Annotated in this window: 16 protein-coding genes; 3 read left to right on the forward strand and 13 right to left on the reverse strand. The window is 67.8% G+C overall.

Annotation, left to right across the window (positions count from 1 at the left end; translation table 11 throughout):
- The first annotated feature begins 181 nt into the window (after positions 1–181).
- Together ACLIMP_RS23355 and ACLIMP_RS23360 are read left to right on the forward strand one after the other, a co-directional pair.
- Positions 182–2,950, forward strand: a complete 2,769-nt coding sequence (locus ACLIMP_RS23355) for a TonB-dependent receptor (RefSeq protein WP_443478464.1) — start codon at positions 182–184, stop codon at positions 2,948–2,950.
- Between the two features lie 230 nt (positions 2,951–3,180).
- Positions 3,181–3,657 carry a hypothetical protein gene (locus tag ACLIMP_RS23360; RefSeq protein WP_443478465.1) on the forward strand — a complete coding sequence of 159 codons (477 nt, stop codon included), beginning with the start codon at positions 3,181–3,183 and terminating at the stop codon, positions 3,655–3,657.
- Between the two features lie 3 nt (positions 3,658–3,660).
- Here the strand turns inward: ACLIMP_RS23360 and ACLIMP_RS23365 are convergent, their stop codons facing one another.
- On the reverse strand, positions 3,661–4,557 hold the full coding sequence (locus ACLIMP_RS23365) for a LysR family transcriptional regulator (protein ID WP_185999444.1): 897 nt from the start codon (positions 4,555–4,557) through the stop codon (positions 3,661–3,663).
- A gap of 87 nt (positions 4,558–4,644) precedes the next feature.
- On the opposite strand from ACLIMP_RS23365, the gene ACLIMP_RS23370 reads away from it, so the two are divergent.
- Entirely contained in the window at positions 4,645–5,439 is a 795-nt protein-coding gene (locus ACLIMP_RS23370; protein WP_221937278.1) for an alpha/beta fold hydrolase, read from the forward strand.
- 43 nt (positions 5,440–5,482) lie between these two features.
- Here the strand turns inward: ACLIMP_RS23370 and ACLIMP_RS23375 are convergent, their stop codons facing one another.
- The 12 genes from ACLIMP_RS23375 to nirD form a co-directional block, all read right to left on the reverse strand.
- Entirely contained in the window at positions 5,483–6,343 is an 861-nt protein-coding gene (locus ACLIMP_RS23375) for an exonuclease domain-containing protein (protein ID WP_443478466.1), read from the reverse strand.
- Positions 6,344–6,389: 46 nt separating this feature from the next.
- Positions 6,390–7,433, reverse strand: coding sequence for a DUF3667 domain-containing protein (locus ACLIMP_RS23380; RefSeq protein ID WP_443478467.1), 1,044 nt, complete (start codon positions 7,431–7,433; stop codon positions 6,390–6,392).
- A 69-nt stretch (positions 7,434–7,502) separates the two neighbouring features.
- The gene (locus tag ACLIMP_RS23385) at positions 7,503–8,324 is read right to left on the reverse strand and encodes a ParA family protein (RefSeq protein ID WP_443478468.1); all 822 of its coding nucleotides are present in this window, start codon (positions 8,322–8,324) and stop codon (positions 7,503–7,505) included.
- 73 nt (positions 8,325–8,397) lie between these two features.
- Positions 8,398–8,742: a DNA-directed RNA polymerase subunit omega gene (gene rpoZ / locus ACLIMP_RS23390; protein WP_054436240.1), complete on the reverse strand. Its 345-nt coding sequence runs from the start codon at positions 8,740–8,742 to the stop codon at positions 8,398–8,400.
- 85 nt (positions 8,743–8,827) lie between these two features.
- Positions 8,828–10,960, reverse strand: a complete 2,133-nt coding sequence (locus tag ACLIMP_RS23395) for a S9 family peptidase (protein WP_443478469.1) — start codon at positions 10,958–10,960, stop codon at positions 8,828–8,830.
- A gap of 67 nt (positions 10,961–11,027) precedes the next feature.
- The gene (locus tag ACLIMP_RS23400; protein ID WP_443478470.1) at positions 11,028–11,579 is read right to left on the reverse strand and encodes a DNA-3-methyladenine glycosylase I; all 552 of its coding nucleotides are present in this window, start codon (positions 11,577–11,579) and stop codon (positions 11,028–11,030) included.
- Complete coding sequence (gene alkB / locus ACLIMP_RS23405; protein ID WP_443478471.1) at positions 11,576–12,217, reverse strand: DNA oxidative demethylase AlkB; 642 nt, start codon at positions 12,215–12,217, stop codon at positions 11,576–11,578. The genes ACLIMP_RS23400 and alkB overlap by 4 nt, the downstream gene beginning before the upstream one ends.
- Positions 12,207–12,905, reverse strand: coding sequence for a 2OG-Fe(II) oxygenase (locus ACLIMP_RS23410; protein WP_443478472.1), 699 nt, complete (start codon positions 12,903–12,905; stop codon positions 12,207–12,209). Before ACLIMP_RS23410 ends, alkB begins: the two co-directional genes overlap by 11 nt.
- 401 nt (positions 12,906–13,306) lie before the next feature.
- Positions 13,307–14,311, reverse strand: a complete 1,005-nt coding sequence (locus ACLIMP_RS23415; protein ID WP_347812943.1) for a DUF6607 family protein — start codon at positions 14,309–14,311, stop codon at positions 13,307–13,309.
- A 233-nt stretch (positions 14,312–14,544) separates the two neighbouring features.
- A complete protein-coding gene (locus tag ACLIMP_RS23420) occupies positions 14,545–15,759 on the reverse strand; it encodes a molybdopterin molybdotransferase MoeA (RefSeq protein ID WP_443478473.1) in 1,215 nt (404 codons plus the stop codon).
- Positions 15,759–16,541 (reverse strand): uroporphyrinogen-III C-methyltransferase, encoded by a 783-nt coding sequence (gene cobA / locus ACLIMP_RS23425; protein WP_443478474.1) that lies wholly within the window; start codon positions 16,539–16,541, stop codon positions 15,759–15,761. Before cobA ends, ACLIMP_RS23420 begins: the two co-directional genes overlap by 1 nt.
- A complete protein-coding gene (gene nirD, locus ACLIMP_RS23430) occupies positions 16,541–16,876 on the reverse strand; it encodes a nitrite reductase small subunit NirD (protein ID WP_185999436.1) in 336 nt (111 codons plus the stop codon). Before nirD ends, cobA begins: the two co-directional genes overlap by 1 nt.
- Between the last annotated feature and the right edge of the window lie 5 nt (positions 16,877–16,881).

Raw genomic sequence — 16,881 nt, forward strand, 5'->3', positions numbered from 1 at the left:
GGCATGCAGGCGGGCCAACTGCTCATCTTCTGTAAATCTCTGGAATTGCATCGCCGGCGCGCCGCCCGGTTCTTCGGCGCGACAATGGTGCGAAGCTGTCACCAATTAATACAAATTGCGACGCCCCAAAAAGCGCGAAGTTTGTCATGGCGATGGCAAAACAAGATGAGGGAATTTCGAAGTGGTGCGATTTCGTTTCGGCCTGATGGCGTCGGCTGCCCTGTTCGCGTGGCCCGGTGCTTCCGCTTATGCCCAGTCAGGCTCCACCGGGGCCACCACGTCCACGCAATCCACGCCCGAGGAACCCGGCGAGGAGAACGAGATCGTCGTCTCGGGCCAGAAGCCGCGCGGCTCGGTAATCGGCGACATCGCCCCCGAAGTGACCTTCGATGCCGGCGACGTGCGCGCCCTTGGCGTTTCCAGCGTCACCGAACTGCTTGAGGAACTCGCCCCGCAAACCGAAAGCGCGGGCGGCGGTTCGCCCGTCGTCCTGCTCGAAGGACGCCGCATCGCCAGCTTCCGCGAAGTCGGCACGATCCCCACCGAAGCGATCCAGCGGGTCGAGATCCTGCCCGAGGAAGTCGCTCTCAAGTATGGCTATGCCGCCACGCAAAAGGTCGTCAACATCGTGCTGCGCCAGCGGTTCCGCGCCTATACCCTCGAAGGCGGCGCCAAGCTCGGCACCCAGGGGGACGGGCTGAGCGTCAATCCCAAGGCGGACTTCCTCGCGATCCGCCGGGGCGAGCGGCTCAACCTCGACGTGAACTACTCGCAGGCCAATTCCATCACCGAGGCCCAGCGCGGCCTTGCCACCAGCGGCGGCGACGGCCGCAATCGCACGCTGCGCCCGGAAACGCAGGCCTTCACGCTCACCGGCACCTGGGCCAAGCCGCTCTCCCACGTCTGGCTGGCCACGGTGAACGGCGAGCTGACCACGACCGACAGCCGCGCCTTGCGCGGCAGCGCCCTGTCCTCGGTGACGATCCCGGGCGGCACGCCTTACGCCAGCGGGGCCGAGGACGAGACGTTCCTGCCCACCGTGGACGGCCTCTCGCCGCTGACCAACACCAACAGCAAGCAGACCGGCCACCTCGGGCTGACGCTCAACGGCACCACGCAGAAGTGGCAGTGGACGGTCACCGGCAATTACGACCGCACCGACACCCGCTCGATCCAGCAGCGCCCGCTCAACCTGGCCGACTATGCCGCCGCCGTGGCCGCCGGCGATCCGCTCGCCGATCCCTCCCTGTCGATCGCGAGCGAATTCCTCGATTTCCAGGCTCCCAACCAGACCCGCAACAGCACCGACAGCGTCGACCTGAACTTCGTGGCAACGACCACGCCGCTGCAGATGCCCGCCGGCGGGATCACCACGACCTTCAAGCTCGGCGGCACTTTCGACCGGTCCGACAGCACCGTGACCCGGCTCGGCATCGACCGCGACACCGGGGTTGACCGCGATCAGGGCGAGGCGTCGGTCAATATCGACATCCCGCTCAGCAGCCGGGGCGTGCCGCTGTTCCCCGGCGCCGGGCGCATGTCGATCAACGCCAACGCGGCGGTGCGCCAGATCGGCGACTTCGGCACCCTGCGCACGCTGGGGGGCGGCTTCAACTGGAGCCCGACCAACCGCTTCAGCCTGATCGCCGCCTACCGCGACGACCAGAGCGCGCCCAGCGCCGCACAGCTGGGCGACGCGGTGATCTCTACCGCCAACTTCGACCTGTTCGACTATACGACCGGCCAGTCGGTCCGCGTCACCGCGCTGACCGGCGGCAACCCCGACCTCGAAGGCTCGCGCCTGCGCAACTTGCGGCTTGGCGGCACGTTCCGGCTGAACGACCCGAACATCACCCTCAACCTCGATTACAACCGCACCTGGCAGCGTAACCAGGTCGTCGCCCTGCCCGGCGCGACGCCCGGCGTGGTCGCGGCCTTCCCCGAGCGCTTCACCCGCGATGCCGATGGCAATCTCGTCTCGGTGGACCTGCGCCCGATCAACATCGCCAGCGAGGACAAGTCGCAGCTGCGCATGGGGATCACTTTCACCAAGACGCTCAAGACCCCGCAATCCCAGATCGACGCCATGCGCGAGAGCTTCCAGCGCCGCTTCCCGAACGGGTTCCCCGGCAGGGACGGAATGGGCAGGGACGGGGCTGGCCGGGAAGGCGGCGAAGGCGGCCCGCCGCCGCAGGGCGAAGGCGAGAACGCCGCGGCCCAGCAGGGCGGCGCCGCCACCGGCACCGATGCCGGCACGCGCGGACCTGGCAGCACCGGGGGCGGCAACGGCGGCAGCGGCGGCAGCGGCGAGGGCGGCGGCGGCGGTGAAGGCGGCGGTCGCCCCGGCGGCGGCTTCGGCGGTCCGGGCGGAGGCGGCGGTCCGCGCGGCTTCGGCGGGCCCGGCGGCGGGCGCGGCGGACGCATGACGTTCTCGCTCTACCACACCTGGGTCTTCTCCGACCGCGTCGTGCTGCGCGATGGGCAGCCGGAGATCGATCTCCTCAACGGCGGCACCATCGGCGCTAGCAGCGGCGGCACGCCCCGCCACAAGCTGGAACTCCAGACCGGCTATTCGCAGAGCGGCCTCGGAATGCGCCTGACCGGAAGCTGGCAAAGCGGCACCACGGTGGACGGCGTGGACGGCTATGCGGCGACCAAGCTGCGCTTCGACGATTTCGCCAAGTTCGACTTGCGGCTCTTCGCCGATCTCGGCCAGCAACCCAAGCTGGTGGACAAGATCCCGTTCCTGCGCGGCGCGCGTGTGACGTTCTCGGTCTCCAACCTGCTCGACTCCCGCCAGAAGGTGCGCGACGGCAACGGCGACACGCCCTACGCCTATTCGCCCTATTACCTCGACCCGGTGGGCCGGGCGTTCCAGCTCACGTTCCGCAAGCTGTTCTTCACCGCGCCTCCGGGCGGCCAACGGCCTTCGGGCGGCTTTCGCCCCTGAGCGCGCCCGGCCCGGCGGGATCGCGGGGTTGGGCCGATAGCAGGACCGGGGCCGCGGGTGACGGCGGGGATGTGCCTGCCGTTACCCGCGCCGGTCGGTGCGGGCCGATCGGGCGCGGGCTCAGCCCGGCAAGCCGGCCCGTGCGCGCCCAGCGCCGGGACGACGGCTTCGGGGCTTTTATTTGCGAATGATTTGCATTAGCATAATGGTGCGACCTGGAGTGCCCCGTTATGTCCTTTCATTTTTCCGTTCCCGTGCCTTGCGCGTCCTGCTCCGGCAGTTCCGTTCCGGGCGATCCCGAGCCCCTGCAGGATTTCAAGCCCGCCTTTGCCCGCCGCACCCTTCCCGCCAGCGTGCTGGTCGACATCGCCCGGTGCTGGCGCAGTGCGCGCGAGGATGGCGAACATGCCCAGCCCAGCCTCGCCGCCCGGCTCGATCTGTTCAACTGCGCCATGCTCGCGCCGGTGATCGACAGTTTCTGCCTGCTCTTCGAAGCCGCGCTGGGCCGTCCGATGCGGCTGGGCCTTGCGCACCGCCTCTCATCCGACGAACGGCTGATGGTCAGCCTGCTCGAAGGGCCTGAACTTCGCCCCGTCACGCTCGCCTGCGCGGAGCCGCGCGGCACCCTGCTGGATGGCGCGATCCATTCCACGCGGCTGATGATCGCGCTCACGCTCATGCAGGCGCGCAAGGTGCGCGTGCGCTGATCCTCAGCCTCCGTCCGGCTCGCTGGGAAAGCGGGCTTCCGCCACGAAGCCGCTGACCGTCGCGGCGCGCTCGTCGCTGCGGATCGCCAGCGCCAGCGTCGCGGTCGGCATGTCGCCTTCGAGGTCGTGATAGGTCACGCCCCTGAACGAGGCGTCGCGCATGGAATGCGGCACCAGCGCCACCCCCAGTTCCGCCGCCACCAGTGCCAGCACGGACGCCACCTGCGGCGCGGACTGGCCGATCACCGGATCGAACCCGGCCCTTCGGCAGGCCTCCAGCGTGGCATCGAACAGCGTGGGACCAAGCGCGCGCGGCGTGAGGATGAACGGATCGAGCGCAAGCTGCTCCAGCCGGATCGGATCGCCATGCGGCATTCGCGAAGAGGCCAGCGCCGCGATCAGGGGTTCGTCGGCCAGATGGAACAGGCGCAGGCCGGTCTTGTCCACGGCATCGGGGCGCAGGAACGCCACGTCCAGCGAACCGTCCCCGAGCCCTTCCACCAGACCGTTGGAATTGTGCTCGGTCAGGCTCAGCTCCACCTCGGGAAAGCGCCGCCGGTAGATGCGGATCGCCTGCGGCACGAGCGGGTTGAACGCCGCCGATCCGGTGAAGCCCACGCGAATCCGCCCCGTTTCCCCTGCCGCGGCCCGCTGCGCGGCGCTCACCGCTTCGGCAACGATGCCGGGAATCGCGCGAACCCGCTCCTCGAAGGCCCGCCCGGCCTCGGTCAGTTCGGCGCCTTGCGGAATGCGGTGGAACAGCGGGGTGCCCACTTCACGCTCCAGATCCTTGATCTGGTGGCTGAGCGGCGGCTGCCCGATGCCCAGGCGCTGCGCGGCGCGGGTAAAATGGCGCTCCTCGGCCACGGCGAGGAAGTAGCGAATATGCCGGAGTTCCACATCATACCTAAAACATATCAAGATCGCCATCATCATGAATTGGACAGATGACGATCACAAGCCCAATTCGGGCTCAGGAGATTTGATATGGCGACTCTGGCAATTGAGGAAACCGGCACGCAGGCCCGTGCCGACTGGTTCATGACTGACGAGCGGCAGGTGGAAACCTGCGCCGCGCCTGCGCTGGAACCCGTGGTGTTCCTGCCCGGCCTGCTGTGCGACCAGTCCCTCTGGAGCCGCCAGATCCGCAGCCTTGCCGATGTCGCCGCGCCGATGGTCGCCGACCTCACGCTGGACGACACGATCGGCGCCATGGCCGAACGCACGCTGGCCGCCGCGCCGCGCCGCTTCTCGCTGGTGAGCCTGTCGATGGGCGGCTATGTCGCGCTGGAAATCATGCGCCGCGCGCCGGAACGCGTGAGCCGCCTCGCGCTCATCAACTCCAGCGCCCGCAGCGACACGCCGGAACGCACCCTGCAACGCAAGGCGGGCATCGCCTCGCTCCAGCGCGGCAAGTTCCTTGGCGTCACCCGCAAGCTGCTCGGCGATCTGGTCCATCCCGATCACACCGAAGGCCATGTCGCGGACGAGATGCGCGCCATGGCGTCACGCGTCGGCGGCGAGGCGTTCATCCGCCAGCAGCACGCGATCATGACCCGTCCCGATTCGCTCGAGGGCCTGAGCCGGATCAAGGTGCCGACGATGATCGTCGTCGGTGACGGCGACCGCATAACCCCGCCCGATCACGCCCGCGAAATCCACGAGCGGATCGCCACGTCGAGCTATCACGAGATCGGCTCTTGCGGGCACATGGCCGCGCTGGAGCATCCCGAGCAGACCAATTTCCTGCTGCGCGGCTGGCTGCAACGCGAAGCCGCCTGACCGGGAAACGGCGTCCGCCCCGGTCCTTGCCGGGGCCGCCCGATCAGAACCTGCTGCGCAAATCGCCCTCGGTCAGGATGGCGATCGGCCGGCCCGCATCGCGCAGTTCCTGCGCCTTGCGGTGCTGGGGCGCGGCGCGGACCCAGCGGCCGTAGGGGTTCTTCGTGCTGACGACCAGCATCGTCGTGGTCATCCCCACCGATGCCACCACGCGCCCGCCCGCCCGCGCCACGAACTGTGCCAGCGGGCCGTCGCGCGGCTCTCCCAGAATGGCGACACGTTCGCCCGAGAGCGGACCGTCTGTGGCGGGCTGAGGCACCTCGATCTTCTTCCTGGCCGGGGCGGTCATCCACCCGTCAAGCCCGAGACCGGTATGTTCGATGGCACGGACGATCACCATGCCGGCCGCGCGCGCATCGCTCAGCGCGTCGTGATGGCGGTGCTCGATACCGAGGAACGAGGTCAGGATATTGAGCCGGTGGCTGGGAAGCTCGGGCCAGGCCCGCTTGGCCACGCGCACGCTGTCGAGCCAGCGCGTCTCGATCTCCGGCAGTTCGCCGATGCGGCAGGCTGCGGCAAGCGCGCCCTTGTCGAAGTGGGAATGGGCAACGGTGATCCGCCCGGCCAGATGCCCGGTGACGGCGGCGTGAATATCGCCGAAGCAGGGCTGGCCCACGACCTGCTCGGGCCTGATGCCATGGATGCCCACGTTGAACGGCGAGAATTCGTCGCGCGGGTCGACCAGCGTTTCGTAGGCGAAAGTCTCCCGCCCGTTTCGAAAGCCGACGATGCCGATCTGGCAGATACTGCTGACCCGCGAACAGGCGGTCTCCACGTCGACGACGACGAAATCGGGTTCGGTCTCGGTCTCGGGGCTGGCGGCGGGATTCGGCTGGCTGGTCATCACCCCCGCGCCTTAGCAGGCCGCTGCCCGCAGGGCGAGGCAGGTATCAGAGGCTGATCTGCGCCATGATCATGATGAAGAACAGCAGTAGCGCGGTGGAGGCGAACCAGCCCAGCAGCACCGTGCGCCATATCGCGCCGAAGCGGCCCACCCCATAGGCGCCGCGCAGTTGTGCATACATGTGGAACGGCGGCACGAAGAACAGCAAGCCTGCCACGAAGCCCGCCCCGGCTGCCTGAAGCGCCATGCCCAGGATCACCAGCAGGGTCATGAAGCAGAGCGAATAAGTCACGAAGACGGTGTGATCGTAGAGATGGAACCGGCGGCTGAACGGGAACAGCAGCCACAGGAACGGAACCGAGATCGGGATCAGCGCCCAGCTGTACTTGTAGGCGTAAGTCTGGAGCTTGTAGGCCGCGAGTTCGGGGTTCTTGCGGAACTTGCCGATAGCCTTGTCGAGCGGGCGAATATCGCTGAAATGCTGTTCGCCGCCATTCCCCGCAACTGCCGCCCGCGTCTCCTTCAGCACTTCGAGCGCCTGGCGCTGCTCGTCGATCCGCCGCTCGACCTCGGCGGTATCGCTGCCTTGCGCGCGCAGCGTCCGGCGCTGTGCCTTCAACCCGTCCAGCTTCTGCTGGCCGGCCGTTACCGCCGTCTCGAAGTCTCCGCTCTCGACAGGTGCGGCGGCGATGGTCTCGTGATCCTCCACCGCATGGAACACCGCGAACATCAGGAACACGCTGAACAGGAACAGCGCGATCGGCGAGACATAGCTTGCCCGGCGGCCGTCGATATATTCGCGCGTCAGCCGGCCCGGACGGCGCAGCAGCATCGGCAGGGTCCGCCAGATCCGCCCCTCGAAATGGAACACGCCGTGCAGCAGGTCGTGGAAGAACGCGCCGAGGCTGCGGTGGACGTGGGCGGCCTGTCCGCAGGCATGGCAGTGCGAACCGATCAGCGCCGTGCCGCAATTGAGGCACGCGGTTTCATGCGTATGGCCGGTGTCGCCCGCGTCCCGGTGCGGCTCGGCCGCGTTCGCGATGAGGCCGCCCTGCCCGATTTCGGCCAGACTTTCGCTGATCTCGTTCATGCATTCCCCCTGAAGCGCGGGAAATCTACCCTTTTGCGCCGCCGCTGAACAGCGGTTCCGCAAGAGCCCTCAGCCCGCGCGTTCGGCCAGCTTCGCCTCGATCGCGCCCCACAGGCGGGAGAACTGCTGCGCGGCGGGGCTCTGCGGTGCATGGACGCCCACCGGCTGGCGCTGCACGGCGCATTGTTCGACCGCGCTGGCATAGGGGATGGAGGGCCAGTTCGGGTTCGTCTCGCGCGCCTGCTTGTGCAGCGCACGGCGCAAGTCGAGCATCGAGAGCACCGGCAGGATCGGCGGATGGCGGCGGGTATTGCCCGCGATCTCGCGCACTACCAGTTCGAAGGCCCGCGCCGAAAGCGGCGATGGCGGCAGCGGCACGATCACCAGGTCGGCCGCGCGCACGACCTGGGCCGAAAGTTCGTTCATGACCGGAGGACAATCGAGCACGATGCGCTCATAGTTTTCCGAAAGCTCCCCGGCGAGTTTCGCCAGCCGCTTGCGCTTGCCGATCCGCATGAGCTGGGCATCGAGCGCACGAATGCTTTCATCGGCGGGGAGGACGTCTATGTTCTCCCACGCGGTATGCTGGATCAGCCGCGATGCCGGGCGATCGCGCGAAAATACCTCTTCGGCGAGACCCGAGCGTCCCGGCTCCAGCCCGTAGAGGAAGCCGGAACCTCCCGCCGCATCGAGATCCCACAGCAGCGTGCGCCGCCCGGTCTGCGCCGCACACCATGAGAGATTGGCCGCGAAAGTCGTCTTCCCGACCCCGCCCTTGACGCTGTAGATGGCGATCGTGGCGCCGGGCGCGCGTTCGTGCCGCGAACTCGCAACAACGGGCCGCGCCCCTTTCGGGGCCGGCCCGCCGGCAGCCCCGGCTATCCGGGGCAACTTGTGTTTCTTGCCAACCACCTGAACGATGGTTGCCGGTCAGCGGCTATCCGTCAACCGGGAACGCGCAAGATCAACCGTCGTAATCGCCGCCCAGCGAGGTATTGCGGGTCGGAGCCGACGCGGTGATGCGCAGGGCTTCGGCCGACTGGCTGAGCGAACCGATTTCGTCCATCTCGTCGTCGTCGTCGGGCAGAACGCGCTGCATCGAGGTGACCAGCGTTTCCTTGAGGACCGCCGGGGTCACGGTCTGCTCCGCGATTTCGCGCAGGGCGACGACCGGGTTCTTGTCACGGTCGCGTTCGATGGTGAGTTCGGCACCGCCCGAAATCTCGCGTGCACGCTGTGCGGCCAGCAGGACCAGATCGAAGCGGTTGGGGATCTTGTCGACGCAATCTTCGACGGTAACGCGCGCCATGGGCACTCCGTATGAAATCTGGTGGATCGGTAAACGATGGCCCCTAAGCGAACGCCCGCAAGGAGTCAAGGAAAGCGCGCGCTGCTCATTGGGGAACGCCGAGCTGGTCCAGCACGAAAGCCGTCCATTCCGCCGAATCGCGGTAGCGTTCGAACCGGCCCGACTTGCCGCCGTGCCCGGCCTCCATGTTGATGCGGAACAGCAGCGGGTTGGCATCGGTCTTGGTGGCGCGCAGCTTCGCGACCCACTTGGCCGGTTCGTAGTACTGGACCTGGCTGTCCCACAGCCCGGTCGATACGAACAGCGAGGGATAGGCTTTCGCGGTCACGTTGTCGTAGGGCGAATAGCTCAGCATGTAGTCGTAATAGGGCTGGACCGCGGGATTGCCCCATTCGTCGTATTCGAAAGTGGTGAGCGGGATCGAAGCGTCGAGCATCGTCGTCACCACGTCCACGAACGGCACTTGCGCGACGATCGCCTTGTAGTCCTGCGGCGCCATGTTGGCGACGGCGCCCATCAGCAGCCCGCCCGCGCTGCCGCCCATCGCGGCCACCCGGCCCTTCGCCCCGTAGCCCTGCGCCACGAGATAGCGGGTCACGTCGATGAAGTCGGTGAAGGTGTTCTTCTTGTTCAGCAGGTGCCCGTCGTCGTACCAGCCGCGCCCCATTTCCTGCCCGCCGCGAATATGGGCGATGGCATAAACCACGCCCCGGTCCAGCATCCCGATCCGCGAAGGATCGACCGCCGGATCGGTCGAATAGCCGTAGCTGCCGTAGGCATACTGGAACAGCGGGGCAGTGCCGTCTCGCTTCACGCCCCTGGCATGGACCAGCGACACCGGCACCCGGGTTCCGTCCCGCGCGGTAGCCCAGACCCGCTCGGTCACGTATTTCGAGGGATCGTAGCCCGGCACCGGCGTGACCTTGAGCACGCGTTTCTCGCCGGTTCCGGCATTGATCTCGATCGTCGTCGTCGGCGTGACGAGAGAACCGTAAGTATAGCGGACCCAGCGCGAGGACGGCACCCTGTTGACGTCTAGCGCCATCCGGTAGGCAGGCTCGCCGGCCTCGACCGGGATCGATTTTCCGGCATCGGTCAGCAGGCGGATCATGCGGTTGCCGCCTTCGCGCTGGTCGATGGCGACGAAGCCCTCGAACGGCGCGAAATCCTCGATGAAGACGGTGTCGCTGGCGGGAGCGAGGTCTTTCCAAGCAGCCTCGCCCTTCGCCGCCCCGGCATCTGCAAGGGTCACCAGCTTGTAGTTCTTCGCGCCGCGATTGGTGCGGATCACCCAGCGATCGCCGAGGTGTTCGGCGGAGTAGCGGAACTCCTTCTCGCGCGGGGCGATGGTGGTGAAGGCGGCCGGGGCGGGCGAGGCCGCAGGCGCGCAGCGCTGCTCGTCGCTGACGGTGCTCTGCACCACCACGCAGACGTATTTGCTGTCCCGCGTGCGCAGGATGCCCATCTGGAAGGTGTCGTCCTTCTCCTCGTAGAGCAGCCGGTCGCTCGCCGGGGCGGTGCCGAGCACATGGGCCTTCACCTGATAGCCGCGCAGGGTCACCGGATCCTTGGCGATATAGAGCACGGTGCGCCCGTCCCCGCTCCATACCAGATTGGGTTCAACATTGCCGACGGTGTCGCTCATGACCTTGCCGGTCGCGATGTCCTTGACCCGCAGGACATACTGCCGCCGACCGACGGTATCCTCCGCCCAGGCGACTTTGGTATTGTCGTCGCTCACCGCGAAGTCGCCGAGCGAGAAGAAGCTGTGCCCCTTCGCCATGGCGGGCTGATCGAACAGCACCTGCCAGGCGCCGGTGGTCCCCGCCTTGCGGCGTTCGTTCACCGGATAATCCGCGCCCGCGGCGAAACGGCGGGCGTAGGACCAGCCGTTGTCGTCATAGGGAACGGAGCTGTCGTCCTGCTTGATATGCGAGACGGTCTCTTCGTAAAGCTTCTGCGCCAACGGCTTGAGCCGCGCCATCTGCGCATCGGTCCAGGCGTTTTCGGCGGCGAGATAGGAGAGCATCTCGGCGTTCTTGCGGGTATCGTCGCGCAGCCAGTAATAGTCATCCTCGCGCGGGCCGCCGGGAGAGGGCACCTGATAGGGCTTCTTCTCCGCAACCGGCGGCGCTGTCGGCACGCTTTGCGCAAAGGCGGGCATGGCCGTCAGAGCCGCGCTCATGACCGTCAGGCCCGAAAGGAACTTCGACCGCATCGCCCATACCCCCTGCAACTGGAAGCCGGATGCTATCGGGCCGATGCGATCTTGGAAAGGCGCGATATCAACGGCGGAAGCAGGTCGCCTCGTGATCGTTTATCACCCCCGTTGCCTGAAGCCAGGCATGGACCACCACCGGCCCCACGAACGAGAAGCCCCGCTTCTTCAGCGCGGCCGAAAGCGCGTCTCCGGCGGCAGACCGGGCGGCGCTGCCGGTGCCGTCGCCCTTCTGCGGCGCATCGCCCACGAACGACCAGACGAACCGCGAGAAGTCCTCGCCCTGCTCCTGCATGGCCAGGAAGGCACGCGCGTTACGGATGGTCGCCTCGATCTTGGCGCGGGCGCGCACAATACCGGCATCGCCCATCAGGCGCTCTATCTCGGCAGGGCCATAGGCGGCGATGCGTTCCGGCTCGAAATCCTCGAAAGCGGCGCGGAAGGCCTCGCGCTTGTTGAGGATCGTGCGCCAGGACAGGCCCGCCTGGAAGGTGTCGAGCACCATCTTCTCCCAGAGCGCGCGGGAATCGCGGATCGGCACGCCCCATTCCTCGTCGTGATAGGCCTGCATGCGGGCATCGCCCTCGGCCCAGCGGCAGCGGTGGATCGTATCGGTCATCGGGCCTTCCGGAATGTGAGGTTGTAGCGGCACGGGCCGGTGAGAGGATGCGTGCCCCGCTCCACACTGTCCACCCCGTGGAACACCATGCGCGAAGACCCGCCCCAGACCACCACGTCGCCATGCAGCACCCGGTGGCGGCGCGGGCGATCGCTGCGGGACAGGCCGCCCCACAGGAACGTGGCGGCCTGTCCCAGCGAGACCGAGACGATCGGCGCCGAATGGTCACGCTCGTCCATGTCCTGATGGAGCGAGAGCTTCGTCTCGGCGTCGTAGCGATTGACGAGGCAGGCGTCGGGCACGAAGCCGGGATAGCCCGCCTGCGCCGCCGCGCCCGCGGCCAGCGCCAGGAACCGGGGCGGGATCGCCGGCCAGGGCCGGTCGGTCTGCGGATCGATGGCCTGATAGCGATAGCCGCGCCGGTCGCTCACCCAGCCGGTCTCCCCGCAGTTGAACATGGCGACCGAGAGCCTTCCGCCGCTGCGGGTCTCCATGTGGCGGAACCCAGAAACGGCGGCGAGAGCCGGAATTTCGCCGATCAGCGCTTCCGATTCGGCCAGCGCGAAACCGCCGAGCAGCACCGCGCCCGGGCCGAGATCGATGCGGCTGCGCGTGTCGGCGAAGAGGTCAGGCTGCATCGTGGAAAATGATCCCCAGCGTATGGCGCCGCCCTGTGCGCAGTTTCGAGACGCCATGCCGCATCACCACGCGGTAATCCCCGCGCGATCCCTTCTGCGGGCGCTGGTTCACCGCGAAGACCACCCCGTCCCCCTTGCCCAGCGGCACCACGACCGGACGCGACTGCATGCGCGGACGCTGCTCGGTCAGGACCAGCTCCCCGCCGGTGAAATCCCGCCCCGGAGAGGACAGCAGCACCGCCACCTGCAAGGGGAAGACATGTTCGCCGTAAAGGTCCTGGTGAAGGCAGTTGTAATCGCCCGGGCCGTATTGCAGCAGCAGCGGCGTGGGTCGGCGCTGGCCCGCCGCATGGCAGCGCGCCAGGAATGCGGCATGATCTTCGGGAAAACGGGTGTCGATCCCCATGCGCTCGTGCCAGCGGTTGGCCACCGGCGCGAGGGCGGGGTAGAGCGCGGCCCGCAAATCCTGCACCAGCGGCGGGAGCGGATAGGCGAAGTAGCGGTATTCCCCCAAGCCGAAGCCGTGACGCGCCATGTGGACATGGCTGCGGAACCGGTCGGAAGGGCCATAGAGCCCGGCCACGGCATCGCATTCCGCCTCGTCCAGCAGGCCGGGCAGCACGGCCCAGCCCTCATTATCCAGATCGGCGGCAATGGTCTGCCAGTCGATGCTATCGGTCTGCCTCATCCAGCGGACCTAGGTCGTAAACTCATAAACGGCACCATCGAGGTTTGAAGAAAAAATGGCTCAGCGCAAGAAGGGAAGGCGATGGAATATGTCGATATTTCAAGCCTTCCCGACGCAGCGATGGGCCATTTTGGTCAAATCCCGAAGGGACGCCCAAATGGCTTCCATCTCGAACCGAAGCTGCCTTGGACGGGCAACCAGCCCGCCCGGCGGCACCTTCGGCCCGAGCTGTTCGCCATTTGGGCGCCTCGATGGTGCCGTTTATGAGTTTACGACCTAGCGCGCCGATCCGCCGCCTGTCACTCCGAAGCTTGCGATCAAACCGGATGCCAGGAACCCCTGCCCCCACTGGAGACGGGGACAGGGGTTCTGGTTGGGACCTTCTGTTGCTCCGCTCCGGCCTAGCGGCGCGTTACTTCGGCGATCACCGCCTTGCCGCGCTGCACCGCCTGCGGCAGCCTGACCTTGCCGGACTGGATATCGTCGGCGAGCCCCATCAGCCGCTCGCCGCTGGCAGAGCCGGTTTCGGCCACTTCTGCCACGGAAACGCCCTTGTCGCGGGCGATCGCCTCGTCCCAGTCGGTGCGGATCGCGGCCCAGTAATCCTTCGTCGCCGCCCAGTAGCTGTCGGCCGCGGCCAGGCTTACGCTGTCGTCGCGCACATAGCTGTTCAGCACCGATTCCTGCACGAAGGGCACGATCCTGCCATCGGCGGAACCCGGTTCAGGCCCCTCCTTGATATTGTCCTGCCAGTGAATCCACCCGGCGGGGCTCGGCGAATGGCGGTTGATCGCGAGATAGCGGTCATAGGGCGGCTTGCGCACGGCATCGCGGCGGGCAAGCGGACGCCAGGTCCAGTTGCTGCGCCAGCGGCGCACGCCGCCTTCCTCGGTCCACTGCCCCCAGCCGCCATAGCGCGGGGAATCGTCCGTCTGCCACACCGTCTGCGACCAGCGCCCCTTGCGGAAGGCGGCGGGCACGGCCTCGACGTTCCAGCGCCCCTTCCCCGCGTAGACCAGCACGCTTTCCGGCTCGTACGTCCAGTCCTGCCGCCAGTGCTTGATGACCATCTGCTTGCCGTCGCCCTCGTCCACCACGAGCAGGTGCTGCAGCACGATGCGCCGCCCGCTGTCCTCGATCACGCGAACCGCTTCGTGCCCGCCCGAGACCTTGCCCGGAATCGGCGTGTAATCGGCGCGCCATGGCGTGGTCTCGCGCATGTCGAAGGTGACCTTGTAATTGCCCGCCATGGCAAGGATCGCAGCACGGTCCGCATCGAACGCCGCGGTCTCCGCCTCCGCCGAACGCCCGGCGACCGGCCCGTCCGCCATGGCAGGTCCGGCAAGGGCCAGACCGCCGGCCAGGGTCGCCGCGAGCAGCGCCGACTTGAGCATCATTCTCTTCATCTTCTTCGTACCCTCTTCGCAAGCGAGCGAGCAGCAGACCCCGCCGCCAGGCGAAGATCCGGCCCCTCACTGCATCGACGCTTGGGAACGCGGCAATTCCGGCACGATCGCCGGAGCGGGCGAACCGGCTCAACGCCCTGCATCGATATTTGATAGTGATTTGATAATGATTCGCAGAAGCGATTTATCGAGAGGAACACGCTCCCGTCAATCCATGCCGGAAGATTTGCCGCTCAGGCGAAGCCCGCAAGCCGCAGGAATTGCGCAAGGCCGCCATTGGCGGCGCTTCCCAGCCGCACCAGCGCATTCGCGCCCAGCAGCGGGGCCAATGCGGCGCTGTCGCTGCCGCCCAGCAGTTCGATGCACCGCCCGGCGCCCGCGTTATCGGCAAGGCGCGCGAAACGCAGGCGTTCGCAGCCCGCTTCCCCTGCCGGATCGCCCAGCTCCGGGCAATCGGTCCAGCTTATGGCCGCGCCCAGCCCCTGAAGCGCGAGCAGGGCCGGAACCAGGAACAGCTCCGCCGCCGCCAGCGCCGCCACGGGGTTGCCGGGCAGGCCCATGACGAAACGGTCATCCCCAAGGCGGCCGAACCAGAACGGCTTTCCCGGCCGCATCCGCACGCTCGGCACCAGGACCGACAGTCCCAGCCCGCCAAGGGCCGCGCGCACCCGGTCATGCCGCCCACCGGACGCACCGCCGATGACGACGAGGATCTCCGCATCGGCGCGGCGAAGGCGCGCGGCGATCGCGGCGTCATCGTCCGCCGCAATGCCAAGGTCCAGCACCGCCGCGCCGACCTGCCCCAGCCTTGCGCAAAGCGCGGGCGACAGCGCATCATAGTTCGCGGCGGCATGTGCCATTGCACCGGGAACCACGAGTTCGTCCCCGGTGGCGAGCAGCGCCACGCGCGGGCGGGCGCGAACCTCAACTTGCGCGGTGCCCGAGGCGGCCAGCCGCGCGATATCGAAATGATCGATCCGCTTGCCCGCCACCAGCAGACGGGCGCCCTGCCGGAAATCACAGCCGCGCGGCCGGATATCGCGCCCGCTCACGCATTCGCCGATGGAAAGCACGGTGCCGAGCTGACGTCCCTGCTCGCGCCGCACGAGAGCATCGGCGCCGCCGGGCATCATCGCGCCGGTCGAGACATGAACCGCCTCGCCCGCCTGCAATTCGCCCTGGAACGCGTGGCCGGCGCGGCTTTCGCCGATGACCCGGAACGACGTCCCGCCACCTTCCTGCCCGCCATCATCCCCTCGGCATATCGCCCAGCCGTCCATCGCCGCCGCCGCGAAGCGGGGCTGATCCCCGGTCGCGGCGACACCGCGCGCGGCGATCCGGCCAAGACCCGCGCCCAGCGCCACGGTTTCGGTCCTGCCCGGCCCGCCCAGCATTCCGGTCACTACGGCATGGGCATCGTCTATCGCAAAGGATGCGGGCGCCGTCATCAGGCCGGGCAGGCCAGTTCCCGCAGCACGTCCACTGCCGCGCGCCGGGTCTCCACAGCTTCGCCGATCAGCAGCAGCGTCGGGTCGTCATCGCTGATCGTGGCGACGAGGAAGGCCAGCGCCGAAAGCTTGCCCCGGATCAGGCGCTCGCTCGGGAGGGACACGTTGACCGCGATCATCACCGGCGTATCGGGATCGCGTCCGGCGGCGATCAGCGAACGGCCGATCTCGCCCGCCGCCGCGCGCCCCATGTAGACGCCGAGCGTGCCGCCCGGCCGGGCCAGCGTTTCCCAGTCCAGCCGCAAAGACTCGCCCGCCTTGAGATGCGCGGTCACCAGCGTCAGGCCGCGCGCCACGCCGCGCAGGGTGAGCGAGGCCAGCCCGCTCGCCGCCGCCGCGCTGGCGGTGGTGATGCCGGGGCAGATCCGCACCGGAACGCCCGCCGCCGCAAGGTGATCCATCTCCTCCGCCGAACGCCCGAATACCGAGGGATCACCGCCCTTCAGCCGCACCACCCGCTTGCCCGCGCGCGCCGCTTCCAGCAGCAGGTCGTTGATCGAACCCTGCTCCTTGCTGTGGCGGCCGGAGCGCTTGCCGACGCTGACCCGTTCCGTCGGCACAGGGATCAGGTCCAGCACGCCCGGCCCGACCAGCGCGTCGTAGAACACCACGTCCGCCGCCGCGATCAGCCTTTCGGCCTTGCGGGTGAGCAAGTCGGGATCGCCCGGCCCCGCACCCACCAGCCAGACCTGCCCCGGCGCGATGAGGTCCCCCGCCGCCATCACGCCGCGACCTTCAGGCTCTGCGGGTGCGCGATCAGGATACGCTCCCCTTCCATCCGCACCGGGATCGTCGGGGTGCAGCCCTTGTCCTCGCCCTGCGCCTCGCCGCTGGCAAGCGCGATGTTCCAGTTGTGCAGCGGGCAGGCCACCGAATGGCCGTGGACGATGCCCTGGCTGAGCGGGCCCTTCTTGTGCGGGCACTCGTTGACCAATGCGAAGACCCGGTCGTCTCCGGCGCGGAACACCGCGATTTCCTTTTCGCCCTCGATCTGCACGGTCCGGGCGCCGCGCAGGGGAATGTCGGAGAGGGTGCCGATGTCGATCCAGTCGTTCATGTGCA

Source organism: Novosphingobium aeonii, from assembly GCF_052279045.1.
Taxonomy (GTDB): Bacteria; Pseudomonadota; Alphaproteobacteria; order Sphingomonadales; family Sphingomonadaceae; genus Novosphingobium.

Bases quoted from the DNA above. Each gene is read 5' to 3' on its own strand.
- ACLIMP_RS23360 (WP_443478465.1), top strand. From the start codon at position 3,181: ATGTCCTTTCATTTTTCCGTTCCCGTGCCTTGCGCGTCCTGCTCCGGC.
- ACLIMP_RS23370 (WP_221937278.1), top strand. From the start codon at position 4,645: ATGGCGACTCTGGCAATTGAGGAAACCGGCACGCAGGCCCGTGCCGAC.
- ACLIMP_RS23375 (WP_443478466.1), bottom strand. From the start codon at position 6,343: ATGACCAGCCAGCCGAATCCCGCCGCCAGCCCCGAGACCGAGACCGAA.
- ACLIMP_RS23380 (WP_443478467.1), bottom strand. From the start codon at position 7,433: ATGAACGAGATCAGCGAAAGTCTGGCCGAAATCGGGCAGGGCGGCCTC.
- rpoZ (WP_054436240.1), bottom strand. From the start codon at position 8,742: ATGGCGCGCGTTACCGTCGAAGATTGCGTCGACAAGATCCCCAACCGC.
- ACLIMP_RS23395 (WP_443478469.1), bottom strand. From the start codon at position 10,960: ATGCGGTCGAAGTTCCTTTCGGGCCTGACGGTCATGAGCGCGGCTCTG.
- ACLIMP_RS23400 (WP_443478470.1), bottom strand. From the start codon at position 11,579: ATGACCGATACGATCCACCGCTGCCGCTGGGCCGAGGGCGATGCCCGC.
- alkB (WP_443478471.1), bottom strand. From the start codon at position 12,217: ATGCAGCCTGACCTCTTCGCCGACACGCGCAGCCGCATCGATCTCGGC.
- ACLIMP_RS23410 (WP_443478472.1), bottom strand. From the start codon at position 12,905: ATGAGGCAGACCGATAGCATCGACTGGCAGACCATTGCCGCCGATCTG.
- ACLIMP_RS23415 (WP_347812943.1), bottom strand. From the start codon at position 14,311: ATGAAGAGAATGATGCTCAAGTCGGCGCTGCTCGCGGCGACCCTGGCC.
- ACLIMP_RS23420 (WP_443478473.1), bottom strand. From the start codon at position 15,759: ATGACGGCGCCCGCATCCTTTGCGATAGACGATGCCCATGCCGTAGTG.
- cobA (WP_443478474.1), bottom strand. From the start codon at position 16,541: ATGGCGGCGGGGGACCTCATCGCGCCGGGGCAGGTCTGGCTGGTGGGT.
- nirD (WP_185999436.1), bottom strand. From the start codon at position 16,876: ATGAACGACTGGATCGACATCGGCACCCTCTCCGACATTCCCCTGCGC.